Below are 16,690 nucleotides of genomic sequence, written 5' to 3' on the forward strand. Positions count from 1 at the left end.
TCAAGGATACTTCATAAAATGTAATTTTTAGTTTAAACACCCATTAGTTACCGATCTTTTATTGTTCTTCAGAATCATGGCAACGATGACATACACCATGAAACGATAAACGATGATCTTTAATTTTAAAATTCCAACGTTCTTCAACCGTTTTTTCAATATCACTTAAGAGATTTTCATGAATTTCATCTACTGCTCCACAAATAGTACAAATTAAATGATGGTGAAAATGTTGAGCACCTTCATGTCTTAAATCGTATCTTGAAACGCCATCACCAAAATTTATTTTATCAACAATTGTTAACTCAGTTAGTAATTCTAACGTACGGTAAACAGTAGCAAGTCCTATTTCTGGCGATTTTTCTTTCACTAGGAGGTAAACATCTTCTGCACTTAGGTGATCTTCTTCGTTCTCTAATAAAACACGAACTGTAGATTCCCGTTGTGGTGTTAATTTATATCCTGCTAAATGTAGTTGTTTTTTTATTCGTTCAACTCGTTCTTCCATTTTTTTCACTCCCTCGCCACTTGATAATAATTATAACAAAGAAAGAGAAAGTGTCAAAAATTATTTGTTAATTTTTTGAAACTATTATTTCTGAAATAGCTTTTAAAAAGTAAGAAGAACCATAAGCTTCGATCACACTAGCAATACTCAGACAGATTGCTACTATGCAAAAAACGATTGAATAGGATACTAATTGTTTCATAATTGCTTCATTATCATTTTTCATAAATTGTTTTCGAATCATTCGAATTGATAATTGAACTGCTAAAACAGTTAATAATATATATAGAGGTAATACGATAACATTTTGCGGAAAGACAGATGAAAATGCTAATAATATTCCGTGCCACCCTAGCTGGTTCACTAAAAATCCAACTGTAAATCCAACTACTAATCCTTTCATAAATAATAAGATTAATATAATTGGTAATCCAATAATTGAGATTCCTAGAATCCAAATTAATGCTAAAAACTTTAAATGAGTCGAATAACTCGACAGAAACACTTCATTACCATTTATAAAGCCATCATTATTAACTTGTCCAAAAAATTGCGTAATAAATGAAAGTATATCCTGTTTTTGACTTACGTTCATACTATTTACAATGACTGCTCCGAAAACAACACCAAATAGTAAAATGACACTTACAAAAATATAAAGTGGCATATAATCCTTCACATGATTCTTCATCGTTAATTGGACTGAGCTTCTTGTCATATCATCAACTCCTGCGTTGTATTCTCTATTCATTTTATGATTGGACAAGTAAATTATTCTTTGAATTTATAAAAGTTTGAAAATTGATGACAAAATAGTAACGAAGAATTAATTTTTTCCGATAATAAGAATAGGGTTAAATTTTATTAAGGCAACGGAGGAATTTATTTATGTTTACGTTCAAGAAAAAAACAAATCGTAAAGGTGTAGCGACAGTGAAAGCTGATCAAGTGAAGGTAATTGTTGATTTATCTCAAAAACATTTAGATCAATTCCAAATGATTAGTTACACAAGTGAAGATATAGCGCTTAAAGGTCAGTTTTATTCGACTTATATTAAAAAGCATGAAAAAGAAATTACTGAAAATGTGATGGAGAGCCTTGGAAACAAAATGGATACAGTATTTCGTATCTTAGGTGATGCTGGTGAACCAACTACATTAATCAAAAAACAAATTGAGTTACATTTCACAACAGTTTATAATGCTAATTTCGTTGATATGATTAAACGATTAACAGCAGTTTATACAGCAAATAACCCTGAATTCTATATTGGAACTTTCCAATGTTATTTAACAGAATATATTAGAGTGGCATTCCTTGAAATTGAAGATGCGATTGAACGCACAAAATTTATTACTGCCATAATGAAATCATTAAATTTTGAACAACAATTATTCACACAATTCGTGAAAGAAAATATTTTAGAAGAAACTGAATTACATAGTAAATCTGAAGAAGAATTAAAAGCACAAATTCAAGAAATCGCTGAAGAGCTTGTTGCACTTACTCAACAAACAAATGCAGCAGTTGAAATGCTTGTAGAACAAAGTCACCAAGTAAAAACCCAAGTTCATGACTCTAATTCACAAGTAATTAAAACACAAGAAATTGCTGGTACTGGTAAAAATCAAGTAAAAGATTTAGCTGATAGTATTGGCGTTATTTCTACAAATACTCAAAAAGTGATTGAAATGGTCGAGCATTTAAATAGCTCATATCAAGATATTGCTGATGTAATTAAAATTGTACAAAGTATTGCAGACCAAACGAATTTACTTTCTCTAAACTCTGCAATCGAGGCAGCTCGTGCTGGTGAGCATGGTAAAGGATTTGCAGTAGTAGCATTAGAAGTACGTAAATTAGCTGAGCAAACGAAAAATTCAATCTCAAAAATCGAAGAAATTATCGAAGTCTCAAATACTTACTTACACGATGTAGTAACATCAATCAATGATGTGTCTGGTATTGTAAAAGATGGACGCGTTCATGCTGAATCTACACAAGTTTCATTCGTAACAATCGTTGAGGAAATGGGCAAAAGTATCGCAGGCGTTGAAAAAACTGAGAAAGAAATTAATCAGCTTGCTGAAACGATTAATGAAATTGGACAAGCTACTCACCGTGTAACTTCTTCAGCAGAAACATTAATGAATGTTGCAACAAAAACTTTAGTTACAAATTAATTTTTTACAAAATAAGCTGTTCTAGTCCATGACTAAAACAGCTTTTTTCATTTATCTTGTTTGGGTTACTAAATGAATAATTCGATTTGATTTCTAATCAACTGACTAATATTTTTAGCAGTTTCTTTATTATTTCCGTAGATAGAAGAATGTGTGTAGCCTTCAATTGTTTTATGACTACCTTTTAATGACATTCTTGCATATTGCAGATGATAATCCTCTACTCTTTGTAATAGTTCAGCCTGGTTCTTTTTACCGAATGATAAACCACTTTGTTTTGAAGCAGTTAAAACGAGCAATGGAATATCTATTTGTTTTTTTAGTGCTTCACCAATTCTTTGATTACTGTAATAAAGGTTTTTCCATTCACTTACGACAGTTTTCCAGTGTTTTAAGCTTTTTAATGCCCTTAACATTTCAAATCGTTCTTCTGTATGCTGTTTAAACATTTTGCTAATAAATTGACTTGGTAAAAGATTTGTTATCTTTAGTTGATTTGCTCTCTTCATTAATAGCGCATATTGATAAAGTAATTTATCATATAATTTTTGTTCATTATCCTCTAATTGAGGATGAGTTGGATCAAGTAGAATCATCGATTGAACTCTATTTGGAAATAAATGATTCAGTTGATATGTAACATACGCCCCAAGTGAATGCCCTACAGCAATCAGTGGACTAGAAATATTTAATGTCATTAATAAATCATAGCATTCATAAGCTTGCTGCTCAGTTGATCGTTCACTTGTCCAATTCCCACTTTTTCCATAGCCAAGTCGGTCATACGCAATCACTTTCGCAAATTGACTAAGCTCCTTTTGTAAATACTGCCATTGATGAAGGGTATGCATCATACCGCATTCTAATAATATGGTAACCTTTCCCTCTCCCATTATTTTAACATGATATGTTCCTAATTCTCCTGTTACAAACAAGGTTTTCACCTCAGTAATGATCTTATTTGGATTATTGTATTCCATTTCCTTATTTTCTATTTTAACAAAAACTTCTTTTATTAATGAGTATTTAGACCAATTTCTTGAAACTTACTTTCTAAACCAAGTGCTGTGCGCGTTTTAATGTATCTGCCCGTTTGTCCTTTATCGATTCAATAACTGGAACTCCACGCTTTTTCGAATCACTAACTTTCGAAATACCAATTTTTTTAGAAAAGTTCACCAACAAAAAAAGACGCCTTAAAAAGCGCGTCTTAAAAACATTAAATTAATTCACCTTTAGCTTCATAAGCTTCCCTTACTTCTTCATAGAATTGTGTCACTGCAGCATAGTAGTAAGGACCAACATATAAAAGAGCAATTCCTAAAGTAATCACAACTAATAATGCCCATCCGATAAATGATAAACCTAGTAAGAAGTACTTCCACTTGTATCCATCCATCATTCTTCTGCTTAAGGTAATTGCATCTAATGGTTTCATATCTGGATGATCTTTTAGGATATATCCAACCTGAGAATAAGCAATTCCTTTAATAATTCCAGGAATCACTAATAATAATAACCATAGAAACACGAAAATAGTTACAAGAATAGTTGTAAGTGCTGCTCTTACAAATTGATGACCGCTTTTAAAATAGTAGAATAAATCCGAAAAACTACGGTCTTCATCTCTAATTAGTTTTAATAAATACACCGAAAACCCATAACCTGTTACTGCAGATAGAATAGTTGTGATGAAAGAAATAATTGTTGTCGGCCCAGCAGGAATCGTCTCTTCGTAACCTAGAAACAATTGACCATGATAGTATATGTTTGCTGGTCCATTAAATATCATATGAATAAGACCTTGTATTACACCAAAGAAGACTAGTGTTAAGATTGTTTTACCCCAATTACCAGACAATCGTTCTTTGGCTGTTTTCTTGATAGATGATATTTTCATTATCTCATTCCTTTCTTTTTTAATCTTTACTATTCTATCTACAAGCTAACAATAAATTGACACTTTTTTAATTTTTATTTAATAATTGTAAGTATTGAATCGCATAACAAGTCTTTGCATCATGAATTGAACCCTTTTTTAACTCTTCTAAACATTCTTCAACTGAGAGCTCTAGCAATTCAACAAATTCATCTTCATCCAATTGTGCACTGTTTTCTAATTTTCTTAATCCTTTTGCAACAAAAATATGTATGTACTCATCAGCAAAACCTGGTGATGTATAAAAAGATTGAATATGTTCCCACTCATTTGCTTCATAGCCAGTTTCTTCTTCTAATTCTCTTTTTGCAGTATGAATCGGTTCTTCCCCTTTTTCTAACTTACCCGCTGGAATTTCTAGAATACTTCTTTCTAATGCTTTACGATACTGTTCTACTAATACAATTTTCCCATCTTCTGTAATCGGAATGATTGCTACTGCCCCAGGATGTTTTACGATTTCGCGACTACTTGATTTACCATTTGGTAATTCAACTTCTTGATGATAAAGAGAAATGACTCTTCCTTCGAATATTTTTTCTTCTGACAGTGTTTTTTCTTCAAATTTTTTCATTTTTTTCATCACCTGTTCTAATTTGTATAGTTTTCACATACATTTTATCACTAAATTATATAAATTGCGTAAAATTGGGGGAGTAAAATGAAAATGTCTCGAACAAACACATCCGTTATTTTAGTGGGGTCTAAAACTGAAATTTTAAAAACACTTCAAGTGATGAGTCAACAGTATGAAACAGTCCAAGAGTGGATTAAAAAGTCCGATGGTCGGGCTCTATATGTTGTAAAATAAATGACAATTCCCTACAATTACAATTGGAGGGATTACGATGAAAAAAAGAATGCTCGGATCAACACAACTGGAAATTAGTGAAATTGGTTTAGGTTGTATGTCATTAGGAACAAATGAAAATGAAGCGATTCATACAATCCATGCCGCACTTGATTCTGGTATAAATTATTTAGATACTGCTGATTTATATGATTTTGGCCAGAATGAAAAAATAGTTGGAAAAGCAATAAAAGGTCGTAGAGACCAGGTTATATTGGCAACAAAGGTTGGAAACCGTTGGACTACAACACAGGATAAATGGACATGGGATCCATCAAAGAAACATATTTTACAAGCTGTCAAAGAAAGCTTACGCAGATTAAATACCGATTATATTGATTTGTATCAGCTACACGGTGGAACAATTGAAGATTCATATGAAGAAACAATTGAGGCATTTGAGGAACTTGTTAAAGAAGGTTACATCCGTCATTATGGAATTTCCTCCATTAGACCAAATGTAATAGAACGTTTTGTCAATCATTCAGCAATTCAAAGTGTAATGATGCAGTATAATCTACTAGAACGTCGCCCTGAGGAATTTTTCCCATTATTTGAGAAACATCATATCTCTGTTATTACAAGAGGATCAGTCGCAAAGGGTCTTTTAAGCAATAATTGGAAAAACAAACTCACCAGTAAAGGATACTTACATTATTCAGAACAAGAATGTAAGGAAATAATTGAACAGCTTCTCCAAATTAGGCAAGACAAACAATCATTACATAGTTTAGCTTTGCAGTTTATTTTACAACATAAAGCTGTTACTACATTAGCGATTGGCGCTAGAAATAAAGAACAATTAATGGAAAATCTAAATGCTTATTACGCAAAACCGATAAATAGTCAGCAATTAGATCGGATAAATGATATATGTTTAATTGAAAAATATGAAGAACATCGTTAACTCCTTCCTATTTGGAAGGAGTATTTAATTCTTCCATTTACTTGCTTGTTGATCTACCTTTTCTAGAAATTCACTTCTACCTTTTTTATATTTAGCTTCATCGTTTGAAAATTGATTAGCTAATTCTTTTTTTAATCTACTATATTCTAATGCTTGTTCTGTATGGGCAATCATAAACTCTCTGAATGCAATCCGACGCTCAATTCCAGGATTTCCCTGTTGAAAAATGTGAATATGATAACTACAATCTCCATCACATTTCATAAAGATTCGTCTTTCTTCTTCGCATGTTTCCCCCATCGGCTCATATCCTATAGTACAAAGTACTTTACTATATCTGTCGAACTCTTTTAAGCTTTGGACAGCTATCATTAAATCTACAATAGGAACTGCAAACATATTTGGAATGGAAGTACTCCCTATATGATAGATCTCCACTTTTTCAGGCAATATATTTTGGATTTTTTTATTTTCATTTTGAAAGTCTTTTTCCCAAGATGATTTATAAGGAACTACATTTATTCGTTTCATAAAAATTTCTCCTTTTATCAGGTCTTCTTTACTATTGTTACCGACTTTGAACTGGCTAAATCAAATGAAATGTTCTATTTTCTATCTCTCAAATTTATAGATTAACTTTTGGTTAAAATACAGTATATTCCTTCTTTATTTCAATTTGTTGATTTATAATTATTTTACATTATAGGCTAGTTTACTAGACTTATAGTTGATTGTACTTCTTAATTATTAAGGAGGAAATAAGATGTCAGAAGGTAAAATCTCAAGAGAAAAATTTATTTCATCACTCGTTATCGAAATGCGGAAGTTTCATACTTCAATTGTCTTGTTTAACGAAGGTATCGCAACAAAACTACATCTAAATGCAACTGATTTACGGTGCCGAGAATTACTTAGCCATACAGGACCAATCACAGCTGGTCAATTATCTCTATTAACTAATTTAACGACTGGAGCGATAACAGGCGTCATTAATCGACTTGAAAAAGAAGAATTAGTTGAGCGCATAGATGATCCACACGACCGAAGAAAAGTAATCATTCAGCCCTTATATCACCGTGATGATGAAATTACATATCTATTTAAACCCTTATCTGACTCACTTACTGATATTTTTGAAAAGTACAATGACGAGGAATTAATATTATTATCTAAGTTTTGGAATGATATTAACTTGTTAATTCCTAAAGAATCAAAAAAATTAACATAATCATAAGGGGGAAACTGAATGGTTTCAAAAGAAAGTAAAGTTGGCCTAGTCGTCACTGGACTACTATTAGGAATGCTAATGGCTGCAATGGATAATACAATTGTATCTGCTTCAATGCCAACGATTGTAGGAGAACTTGGCGGGTTAGATCAATTTGTTTGGGTAACTTCAGCATACTTAGTAGCTACTATGGCAAGTATGCCGATATTTGGTAAATTATCTGATATGTATGGGCGAAAAAGATTTTATTTATTAGGTCTTGCCATTTTCTTAATCGGATCAGCATTATGTGGAACTGCAAATAGTATCGAACAATTAAGTATATATCGTGCAATACAAGGAATCGGTGGAGGTTCATTAATGCCGATTGCTTTTACAATCATATTTGATATTTTCCCACCAGAAAAACGAGGGAAAATGACGGGCTTATTCGGAGCTGTTTTCGGATTATCAAGTGTTTTTGGTCCTCTATTAGGAGCTTATATTACCGATCAAATTGACTGGCGCTGGATTTTCTATATTAATTTACCATTAGGCATCATTTCATTATATTTTATTTCTCAATTTTATAAAGAAACGCTACATTTAAGAAAACTAAAAATTGATTGGCTAGGCGCAATTGCATTAGTCGGCTCTGTAGTAAGTCTAATGTTTGGACTTGAGCTTGGTGGCAATGAGTATGCTTGGGATTCACCTCAAATTATTAGCCTTTTTGTCATTTTTGGAGTACTTTTCATTTCATTTATTTTCATCGAAAGAAAAGCAGAAGAACCAATTATCTCATTTAGTTTATTTAAAAAACAATTATTTGCCGCAACGCAAGGTGTTGCTTTCTTCTACGGAGCTGCATTTATCATTACAACTGTTCTAATCCCACTTTTTGTTCAGGCTGTTTATGGCGGAACTGCAACGAATGCTGGTATTATTTTAATTCCAATGATGGTTGGATCTGTAGTAGGTAGCCAAGTAGCAGGCCAATCTGTGAGAAAATTTAGCTACAGAACGATCATGCTTGTTTCAGTTGTTTTATTCTTCATTGGAATGGCATTACTTAGTACGCTAGATATTGAAACTTCACGTAAAACTGTTACATTCTTTATGATTATCGCTGGTCTTGGAATGGGTTGTTCATTCTCGCTGTTAAGTATGGCAACGCAACATAAAATTGAACCACAAAAACGAGGAATTGCTACATCTACAAATACATTCTTTAGAACTTTAGGAATGACAATTGGTGTAACCATTTTTGGTTCAATACAAAATCATGTATTTAAAAACAACCTTAGTGACGCACTAGGTAGCATAAAAGGTTTTGCTGGAAACATTGATTCTCGTGCATTATTATCAGCCGATGCTCGAGCTCAAATTCCACCGGAAGTTCTTCATAAAATTACCGAAGCAATGGCAAATTCAGTTGCCACAACTTTTAAATGGACTTTAGTTCCGATCTTATTCGGTTTTATCGCAATTGTTTTAATGGGTAAAGAACGTTTATCAGTAGAGATTGCTGAAAATAGAGCTAAAAAAGCACAATAGTAAAGAATGCCATATCTTAATTGATATGGCATTTCAGACAGTCTGAATCTCTTAGTTTTTGTACTTTGTTTCAAACTGAAAAGCCATATCTTTATTGATATGGCTTTTTCTTTTATCTATTTATTTTTTGATAAATCTGCCTTGGAAATTCCACCAATGGACCAATTTTCTTCTGAGTATTCATTTAATAAGATTCTAACTTGATTAGGAGAAACATCCAATATACGACAAACTACTTCATTCATTTCTTTCATCAGTTTATTTTTCACATCTGTACTTCTTCCTTCTAACATTTGAACTTGAATAATTGGCAATACAAGTCACCTCTCACTTTTCAACTCGTAATGTCATATTTTCTAATCCTTCAAAATGTGCTTCTATGAGATCCCCTGCTCCAACGTGGACTGCCTCTGTAATTCCACCTGTTAATATAATCATACCTGCATCTAACTGGTAGCCATTTTTACTAATCATTTTTACTAGTTTAACAACAGATTCGACTGGGTGATTAAGCACATCAGAGCTAACTCCACTTTGGACCTTTTCTCCATTTTTATATAACTCAACATTTATTTGTTCCCATGCCGTGTATGTAGGAGAATATGTTTTTTCACCAAGAATGAATTTAGAAGATGAGGCATTATCTGCTACCACATCTGTTAGCGTAAAAGAGAAGTTCTTGTAACGACTGTCAATCACTTCTAATGCTGGTACAATATATTCAGTTGCATTCCAAACATCTTCAGCTGTGATGTCAGAACCAAATAATGGTTTATTCAGAACAAAGGCAATTTCTGGTTCGACACGAGGATGTATTGTTCCTTCCATTTTAAGGACTGAAGTTTGTAATTCCATTGACTGAGTTAATCTTCCGTAGATTGGTTCATCGACATTTACTGATTTTTGCTTTGCAATACTTGTTAAACCCATCTTCCAGCCAATAAGTGGATCACCATTCTTAATTGCATAATCAATGCTAACCTTTTGAATTTCATAAGCATTACTAACATTTAGTTCCGGATAGTGATTCGTAATTTTATCCATTTCTTCACCATTTTTTTGATGTAAATAGATTTTATTCGCAATTTCAGTGATCATCATTTATTCCCCCTTTAGTAGTACAGCTCTTTCCTTTGCTATTTTACTGGCAACATCTTGTATCATATCTTCTTGTCCGCCTACTACTCTTTGTTTTCCCAGTTCTACCAATATATCTCTTGCATCTACATTCCACTTTTTTGCTGCCCGGTTCGCATGAAGTAGAAAACTAGAATAAACCCCAGCATAGCCTAAAATTAAACTACCTCTTGTAATCTCTTGAGGTGTATGTAAAATCGGCGCAACGATATCCTCAGCTAAATCCATCATTTTATAAAAATCGATTCCTGTTTTTATGTTTAATCGATCTAGTACGCCAACTAAAACTTCCGTTTGTGTATTTCCGGCTCCAGCCCCTAGGCATCGTACGCTACCGTCAATTCTCGTTGCGCCTTCTTCGATTGCCACTAATGTATTAGCCATAGCTAACGACAAATTATTGTGTGCATGAAACCCGATTTCAACTGAAAGAGCTTGTCGCAATGCAGCTATACGTTGTCTTACTTCATGTGGTAAAAACGCACCAGCTGAATCAACCATATAAACTACATCTGCACCATAGCTTTCCATGAGTAATGCCTGTTCAACTAATTTTTCAACAGGTACCATATGAGACATCATTAAAAATCCTACTGTTTCAAGTCCAAGCTCTTTTGATTTCGAGATGTGCTGTTTTGATACGTCAGCTTCAGTGACATGAGTTGCAATCCTTGCCATTTTTACGCCTAAATCAGCTGCACCTTTTAATTCCTTAACTGTCCCAATACCTGGTAAAAGCAAAACGGCTATTTTTGATTGCTTGCAAGTATGAACAGCAGCTTCTATTAGTTCGAATTCATTTGTTGTTGATAATCCGTACTGTAATGATGATCCCCCTAATCCATCACCATGAGAAACTTCAATATAAGGAACATTTGCTTCATCAAGTCCTTTTGTAACACTTACGACTTGATCGACTTTATATGAATGTGCGATTGCATGACTTCCATCTCGAAGAGCCACCTCAGTTATGAGGACATCTCTTTCACTCATTCTACATCCCTCTCATTCTATTAAATAAGATTAAACTGTTTTTGCTAAATCATACTGTGCAATTTCTTCAGCTACTTTTACTGCAGCGGCAGTCATGATATCTAAATTACCAGAGTAGCTAGGTAAGTAATCTCCTGCACCTTCTACTTCTAAGTGAACGATGACAGTATTACCTTCAATCATTGGCTCCATTCTTAAACGATAACCTGGTACATAGTTCCTTACATTTTTAACCATTAAGTGAATTGAATCTTTAATTTCTTCAGGATTGAATGATTCATTTTCTAATACACAATAGATCGTGTCTCTCATCATAATTGGAGGTTCCGCAGGATTTAAAATAATGATTGCCTTTCCTTTTTTAGCTCCACCTATTTCTTCTAATCCACGAGCTGTCGTTTCAGTGAATTCATCAATGTTGGAACGGGTACCTGGACCTGCACTTTTACTGCTGATCGTTGCAACAATTTCAGCGTAATTTACTTTAGCAACTGTACCAATTGCATGAACAACCGGGATTGTCGCTTGGCCGCCACATGTAATCAAATTAACATTACCTTCCCTAATATGTGCTCCTATATTAACAGAAGGTACAACGAAGGGTCCTAGTGCAGCAGGTGTTAAATCTATTACTCTTTTCTCTAAATCACTTAAAATCTTTGCATGAACGATATGTGATTTTGCAGATGTAGCATCAAATAACAAATCGGCTATATCTTTACGATCAATAAAACCTTCAATACCGTTTTCGATGACTTCTAATCCAAGTTGTCTAGCACGTTTTAATCCATCTGATTCTGGGTCAATCCCGATCATTGTTGTCAATTCAAGAAAATCATGATTGATGAGTTTCATCATTAAATCAGTTCCAATATTGCCTGACCCGATAATACCAACCTTTACCTTACGCATTATTTACACCTCTTTTAAGAAAATGAAATTGAGACATCCCCCAATAATGGGAATTTTGCGGTAAAACAATCACCGGCAGTTGCATTTATTGCGGCCGATAATGCACCTGATAAAATGACTTCTCCTGCCTTTAATGAAATGCCAAATTCGCTTAGTTTGTTTGCTAACCAAGCAACACATGTAATTGGATTTCCTAGAACTGCATTTCCTTTTCCAGTGTTCATCAGTTCACCGTTTCGATACAATTCCATCATGACATTTGGTAAGTCAATTTCATGAATGTCAAATCGGTGATTGCCAAGGACATATAAACAACTTGATGCATTGTCAGCCACAGTATCCTCTAAACGGATTTTCCAATTTTCAATTCTACTATCTACTACTTCAATTGCAGGGACAATGTAATCTGTTGCATTCATTACATCTTCAACCGTTACATTTGGTCCAACTAAATCCTTTTTTAATACAAATGCAATTTCTGCCTCAACCTTTGGTGCAATCGTTTCATTTATAGAAACATCACCACCATTTTCTATATTCATAGTATCTAATAAATGTCCATAATCTGGTTCATCAACACCTAATAACTCCTGCATGGCAATTGATGTTAAACCAATTTTTTTACCAACAATTTTTTTCCCTTGGCTTACTTTAAAATCAATATTGGCTAATTGAATTTGATAAGCTTCCTGTATCGTAAAATGTGGATGTTGTTCAGATAATGGTTTTATACTACTTCTATTTCTTTCTGAATCTAGCAAAAGTGTTGAAATCTCATCTATTTTAGTCGTTTTCATATTCATCACCTTTCAAATCTTATAATTTAATTGTGATATTGGATAATTCACTATAAAACTCAAAACTATGAATACCACCTTCACGTCCAATCCCACTTTGCTTCATACCTCCAAAAGGTGTACGTAAATCTCTTAAATACCATGTATTAACCCAAATAATCCCCGCTTCAATTTGATGTGCAACCCGGTGTGCTTTTCGAAGATCATTCGTCCAAATCGTTGCGCCTAAACCGTAATGAGTATCATTTGCCCGCTCAATCACTTCATCCTCAGTATCGAATGGTAATACTGTTACAACGGGACCAAAAATTTCTTCTTTCACACATCTCGAGTCATGACTAAGTCCGCTAATAATTGTAGGTGAAATAAAATATCCGCTTAAAAGATGTGCCGGTCTACTACCACCAGTTAAAATCGTTCCGCCGTCTTCTTTTGCAATTTCGATATATGATAATACTTTGTCATAGTGCTCTTTTCCAATTACTGCGCCTACTTTAGTACCTTCTTCAAAAGGATCGCCAATTTTCAACTCATTTGTTTTCTCTACAAACTTTTCAAGAAATTCTTGATAAATTGAACGTTCAATATATATTCGTGAACCACATAAACAAACTTCACCTTGATTCATAAATGAAGATTTTAATGTTGTTTCAATCACTTCATCAAGATTAGAGTCCGCAAATATAATATTAGGATTTTTCCCACCAAGCTCAAATGAAAGCTTTTTAAGTGTAGGTGCTGCTGCTTTCATAATAGCAGTTCCTGTTTTCGTTTCACCCGTGAAAGTAATTGCATCAACATCATGATGTTCAGTTAAAGCTGAACCTGCTCCATTTGCGCCAAATCCATGGACAATATTGATGACACCATCAGGTACGCCTGCTTCTTTGCATATTTCAGCTAAAATTGTTGCCGTCATTGGCGTTAATTCGGCAGGTTTCATCACCGTCGTATTTCCCGCTGCTAAGCAAGGTGCTAGCTTCCAAGTTAAAAGAAGCAATGGAAGATTCCAAGGATTAATCATTCCGACTACACCTACTGGACGGCGGTATGAATAATGCAATGCGGTTTGATTTTGCATATGACTCTCTGTGCCTAAAGATGTAATGTAATCAGCAAAAAAATAAAAATTGTAAGCTGAACGAGTAATGTCTACCTCAAGCGCAAGTTCATATGGCTTACCAGTATCCATTGCTTCTAAAGCAGCAAGCTCTTCTTTTCTTGCTAAAATTCCATCACCTATTTTTCTTAAAACAATCGATCTTTGCTCAGTCGTAAAATGTTTCCACTCACCTTTTAAAGCTCTTTTAGCAGCTTTTACGGCCATATCAATTTCTAGTCTTCCACCTTCAGCAATCTTTCCTAATACTTCTTCTGTCGCTGGATTTATATTTAAGAATGTTTTTTGATTAAATGAAGAGATATATTGACCATCTATGAAATGCTTACAATCAATCGGTAATGTTTTATTTTTGTTCAATTGTATTTGCATAAAGGACACCTACCATTCTTTATAAAATAAAAGGTGACACGAATGTCACCACAGACAATTGCAAAACGCTTGCTTTCATCATTGCTTCGCTTGTAGTGCTCATTACCTCTAATGGTAAATATGCTTCTTACCTTGCTGTGCCTTTTGAAAGTCAAGCGTTCTCAATCAGACTGAATATCTTTTAGCTTTACTTTACTAACTTAATCTTCAATTTCTACAATCATCTCAATTTCGATCGCTGTATTATTTGGAAGCTGTGCCATTCCAACTGCCGAACGGGCATGTTTTCCTTTTTCACCAAACACTTCAACTAGTAAATCCGACGCCCCATTCATTACTTTCGGCTGCTCAGTAAACGTATCTGTACAATTAACAAAGCCTAAAATTTTAATAACTTTTTTGATCCTTGAAAGTTCTCCAAGTTCGTTCTTTAAAGCGCTTAATAAATTTAACATCGATTGACGTGATGCTAAGTATCCCTCTTCAATCGTTAAATCACGCCCAAGCTTACCGTGGAATTCATCTACCCCTTGCCCGGCTGTAAAAATTAGATTTCCTGTTCGAACAAGGCTAACATAATTACCTACAGCTGCTCTAACAGGTTTTAATGTAAATCCTAAACTATTTATTCTATCTTCTGGAGTCAATACTTTGTTTTCCATATCGCAAGTTTGTCTCCTTTATATTTAAAAATTGTAACGCGTTTTTACTAAAAATAGCTTCTCTTACTTCATTACTTATATCTTGTAAGCGATCGATTACTCTACCTGGTGGCACTTCTCTTAATAAAAACGGATAATCCGAACCAATTACAATTTTTTCATACCCAAATCTATCAATTAAAAACTGAATATTTAATGGGTCATAATGTAAAGAATCAAAATAAAAATTTTGAACATAATGACTCGGCGGCTTTGATGTTTTTCTAAGATGCGGCCATACTTCCCAACCTTGGTCTAATCTAGGTAAGATGAATGGAAAAGAACCTCCTCCATGTGCAAAACAAATTTTTAAATTCGGATATTTTTCAATGACTCCACCGAATGTTAAACTTGCAGCTGCTAAAGCAGTTTCACTTGGCATGCCAACTGTATACATAAAATTATGATCTGGCGTACGATCCTTAGCCAAAGTTTCCCAAGGATGAATAAATAATGGAACATTCCATTTTTCAGCCATTTCGAAAAATGGTTGAAACTGCTCACTATCCAAATTCACACCATTCACATTTGTTCCAATTTCTAACCCATGTAGTCCTAAATCATGAATACAACGGTCCATTTCTTTAATCGCAACTTCTGAATCTTGCATTGGCACCGTGCCTAAACCTAGAAACTTTGTTGGATATTTTTTAACCGTTTCTGCAATAAAGTCATTTTGAATGACCGCCATTTCTAAAGCAGCATGAGGGGGTGCCCAGTATGAAAATGTTACTGGTATTGGGGATAATACTTGCATACTTACCCCTTCTTTAGCCATGTCCTCGATTCTTTTTTCAGCGCTCCAAACTTGGTCCGTAACTTCTCTAAAGACTTTACCTCCGACCATAATATTGGCACCGCAGGAACATGTTGGCTGTAAAATCGGCCAACGCTCCTGCCCATATTTTTCAAAGAAATTAGGTAATTGATCCGGAATGATATGTGTATGAAAATCTATACGCATACCCATTCATCCGCTTCCTCTTTCATGACATGGCCACAATGCTTACAGGTTCTAAGCTCTAAGCTACCATTGAACTGTTCAATCGCTTCCTTCACTTGTGTACCGATATCTGTTAATTGAACAGTTGTTTTATGCATTTCTAAATTACATTCATCACAATGCCAGACGAAGCTTTCTAATTCACCAACAGCTCTTTTTCTTTCAATCACGATTCCATAAGAATCTTTCACTCGATGTGGTGAATGTGGCACAAATGAAGGTAGCATAAATATCTCACCTTCACCTACTTCTACTACCTCTCGCTTTCCTTCGCCAGTAATACATTCAACGTAACAGCTTCCTTTTATTTGATAGAAAAATTCGTCCGCCGGATCAACATGGAAATCCCTACGCTTATTTGGGCCACCAATAATCATGGCAATATATTCTGAATCCTCCCAAATAACCTTATTATTTACAGGTGGTTTTAATAACTCTTTATTGTCCTCTATCAATTTAACAATATTGAAAACTCGACTTTTAAGATTCATTTTTATCCTCCT

Annotated in this window: 20 protein-coding genes; 5 read left to right on the top strand and 15 right to left on the bottom strand. The window is 34.0% G+C overall.

Translation table 11 applies throughout. From position 1 onward, the window contains the following. Nucleotides 1-58: 58 nt before the first annotated feature. Nucleotides 59-508 (bottom strand): ferric iron uptake transcriptional regulator, encoded by a 450-nt coding sequence (gene fur / locus ABID96_RS12430; protein ID WP_087999321.1) that lies wholly within the window; start codon nt 506-508, stop codon nt 59-61. A 67-nt stretch (nt 509-575) separates the two neighbouring features. Then, on the bottom strand, nt 576-1,226 hold the full coding sequence (gene spoIIM, locus ABID96_RS12435; protein WP_192602313.1) for a stage II sporulation protein M: 651 nt from the start codon (nt 1,224-1,226) through the stop codon (nt 576-578). Between the two features lie 170 nt (nt 1,227-1,396). Here spoIIM and ABID96_RS12440 point away from each other — a divergent pair, with 170 nt between their 5' ends. Further along, nucleotides 1,397-2,692 carry a methyl-accepting chemotaxis protein gene (locus ABID96_RS12440; RefSeq protein WP_192602314.1) on the top strand — a complete coding sequence of 432 codons (1,296 nt, stop codon included), beginning with the start codon at nt 1,397-1,399 and terminating at the stop codon, nt 2,690-2,692. Between the two features lie 68 nt (nt 2,693-2,760). Here ABID96_RS12440 and ABID96_RS12445 read toward each other — a convergent pair whose 3' ends face one another. From ABID96_RS12445 to ABID96_RS12455, 3 genes are all read right to left on the bottom strand, one after another. Next, on the bottom strand, nt 2,761-3,672 hold the full coding sequence (locus ABID96_RS12445) for an alpha/beta hydrolase (RefSeq protein ID WP_377896882.1): 912 nt from the start codon (nt 3,670-3,672) through the stop codon (nt 2,761-2,763). A gap of 239 nt (nt 3,673-3,911) precedes the next feature. After that, nucleotides 3,912-4,592 carry a DUF975 family protein gene (locus ABID96_RS12450; RefSeq protein ID WP_192602316.1) on the bottom strand — a complete coding sequence of 227 codons (681 nt, stop codon included), beginning with the start codon at nt 4,590-4,592 and terminating at the stop codon, nt 3,912-3,914. 67 nt (nt 4,593-4,659) lie between these two features. Next, on the bottom strand, nt 4,660-5,205 hold the full coding sequence (locus ABID96_RS12455; protein WP_192602317.1) for an NUDIX domain-containing protein: 546 nt from the start codon (nt 5,203-5,205) through the stop codon (nt 4,660-4,662). A gap of 87 nt (nt 5,206-5,292) precedes the next feature. Here ABID96_RS12455 and mciZ point away from each other — a divergent pair, with 87 nt between their 5' ends. Then, nucleotides 5,293-5,442, top strand: a complete 150-nt coding sequence (gene mciZ / locus ABID96_RS12460) for a Z-ring formation inhibitor MciZ (protein ID WP_087999315.1) — start codon at nt 5,293-5,295, stop codon at nt 5,440-5,442. Nucleotides 5,443-5,479: 37 nt separating this feature from the next. After that, nucleotides 5,480-6,388, top strand: coding sequence for an aldo/keto reductase (locus ABID96_RS12465; RefSeq protein WP_192602318.1), 909 nt, complete (start codon nt 5,480-5,482; stop codon nt 6,386-6,388). A 24-nt stretch (nt 6,389-6,412) separates the two neighbouring features. On the opposite strand, the gene ABID96_RS12470 is transcribed toward ABID96_RS12465, so the two are convergent. Then, nucleotides 6,413-6,919: a GrpB family protein gene (locus tag ABID96_RS12470; protein ID WP_192602319.1), complete on the bottom strand. Its 507-nt coding sequence runs from the start codon at nt 6,917-6,919 to the stop codon at nt 6,413-6,415. A 232-nt stretch (nt 6,920-7,151) separates the two neighbouring features. Here ABID96_RS12470 and ABID96_RS12475 point away from each other — a divergent pair, with 232 nt between their 5' ends. Both ABID96_RS12475 and ABID96_RS12480 read left to right on the top strand, forming a co-directional pair. Then, entirely contained in the window at nt 7,152-7,616 is a 465-nt protein-coding gene (locus ABID96_RS12475; RefSeq protein WP_192602320.1) for a MarR family winged helix-turn-helix transcriptional regulator, read from the top strand. Between the two features lie 18 nt (nt 7,617-7,634). Then, nucleotides 7,635-9,152: an MFS transporter gene (locus ABID96_RS12480; RefSeq protein ID WP_192602321.1), complete on the top strand. Its 1,518-nt coding sequence runs from the start codon at nt 7,635-7,637 to the stop codon at nt 9,150-9,152. Between the two features lie 116 nt (nt 9,153-9,268). On the opposite strand, the gene ABID96_RS12485 is transcribed toward ABID96_RS12480, so the two are convergent. From ABID96_RS12485 to ABID96_RS12525, 9 genes are all read right to left on the bottom strand, one after another. Beyond that, nucleotides 9,269-9,466: a tautomerase family protein gene (locus ABID96_RS12485; RefSeq protein WP_192602322.1), complete on the bottom strand. Its 198-nt coding sequence runs from the start codon at nt 9,464-9,466 to the stop codon at nt 9,269-9,271. Between the two features lie 13 nt (nt 9,467-9,479). Beyond that, nucleotides 9,480-10,250: a 2-keto-4-pentenoate hydratase gene (locus tag ABID96_RS12490; protein WP_377896883.1), complete on the bottom strand. Its 771-nt coding sequence runs from the start codon at nt 10,248-10,250 to the stop codon at nt 9,480-9,482. Between the two features lie 3 nt (nt 10,251-10,253). Beyond that, nucleotides 10,254-11,282 carry a 4-hydroxy-2-oxovalerate aldolase gene (gene dmpG, locus ABID96_RS12495; RefSeq protein ID WP_192602324.1) on the bottom strand — a complete coding sequence of 343 codons (1,029 nt, stop codon included), beginning with the start codon at nt 11,280-11,282 and terminating at the stop codon, nt 10,254-10,256. A gap of 30 nt (nt 11,283-11,312) precedes the next feature. Continuing rightward, the gene (locus ABID96_RS12500) at nt 11,313-12,194 is read right to left on the bottom strand and encodes an acetaldehyde dehydrogenase (acetylating) (protein ID WP_192602325.1); all 882 of its coding nucleotides are present in this window, start codon (nt 12,192-12,194) and stop codon (nt 11,313-11,315) included. Between the two features lie 14 nt (nt 12,195-12,208). Further along, on the bottom strand, nt 12,209-12,991 hold the full coding sequence (locus ABID96_RS12505) for a 2-keto-4-pentenoate hydratase (protein WP_192602326.1): 783 nt from the start codon (nt 12,989-12,991) through the stop codon (nt 12,209-12,211). 19 nt (nt 12,992-13,010) lie between these two features. Next, the gene (locus ABID96_RS12510; protein WP_192602327.1) at nt 13,011-14,483 is read right to left on the bottom strand and encodes an aldehyde dehydrogenase; all 1,473 of its coding nucleotides are present in this window, start codon (nt 14,481-14,483) and stop codon (nt 13,011-13,013) included. Nucleotides 14,484-14,683: 200 nt separating this feature from the next. Continuing rightward, nucleotides 14,684-15,145: a RidA family protein gene (locus ABID96_RS12515; RefSeq protein ID WP_192602328.1), complete on the bottom strand. Its 462-nt coding sequence runs from the start codon at nt 15,143-15,145 to the stop codon at nt 14,684-14,686. Beyond that, entirely contained in the window at nt 15,114-16,154 is a 1,041-nt protein-coding gene (locus tag ABID96_RS12520; RefSeq protein WP_192602329.1) for an amidohydrolase family protein, read from the bottom strand. The genes ABID96_RS12515 and ABID96_RS12520 overlap by 32 nt, the downstream gene beginning before the upstream one ends. Further along, on the bottom strand, nt 16,139-16,678 hold the full coding sequence (locus tag ABID96_RS12525; RefSeq protein WP_192602330.1) for a 3-hydroxyanthranilate 3,4-dioxygenase: 540 nt from the start codon (nt 16,676-16,678) through the stop codon (nt 16,139-16,141). Before ABID96_RS12525 ends, ABID96_RS12520 begins: the two co-directional genes overlap by 16 nt. Between the last annotated feature and the right edge of the window lie 12 nt (nt 16,679-16,690).

Origin of the sequence: Gottfriedia sp. OAE603, assembly GCF_040543965.1 — a bacterium.
In the GTDB taxonomy this organism is placed as follows: Bacteria; Bacillota; Bacilli; order Bacillales; family Bacillaceae_G; genus Gottfriedia; species Gottfriedia solisilvae.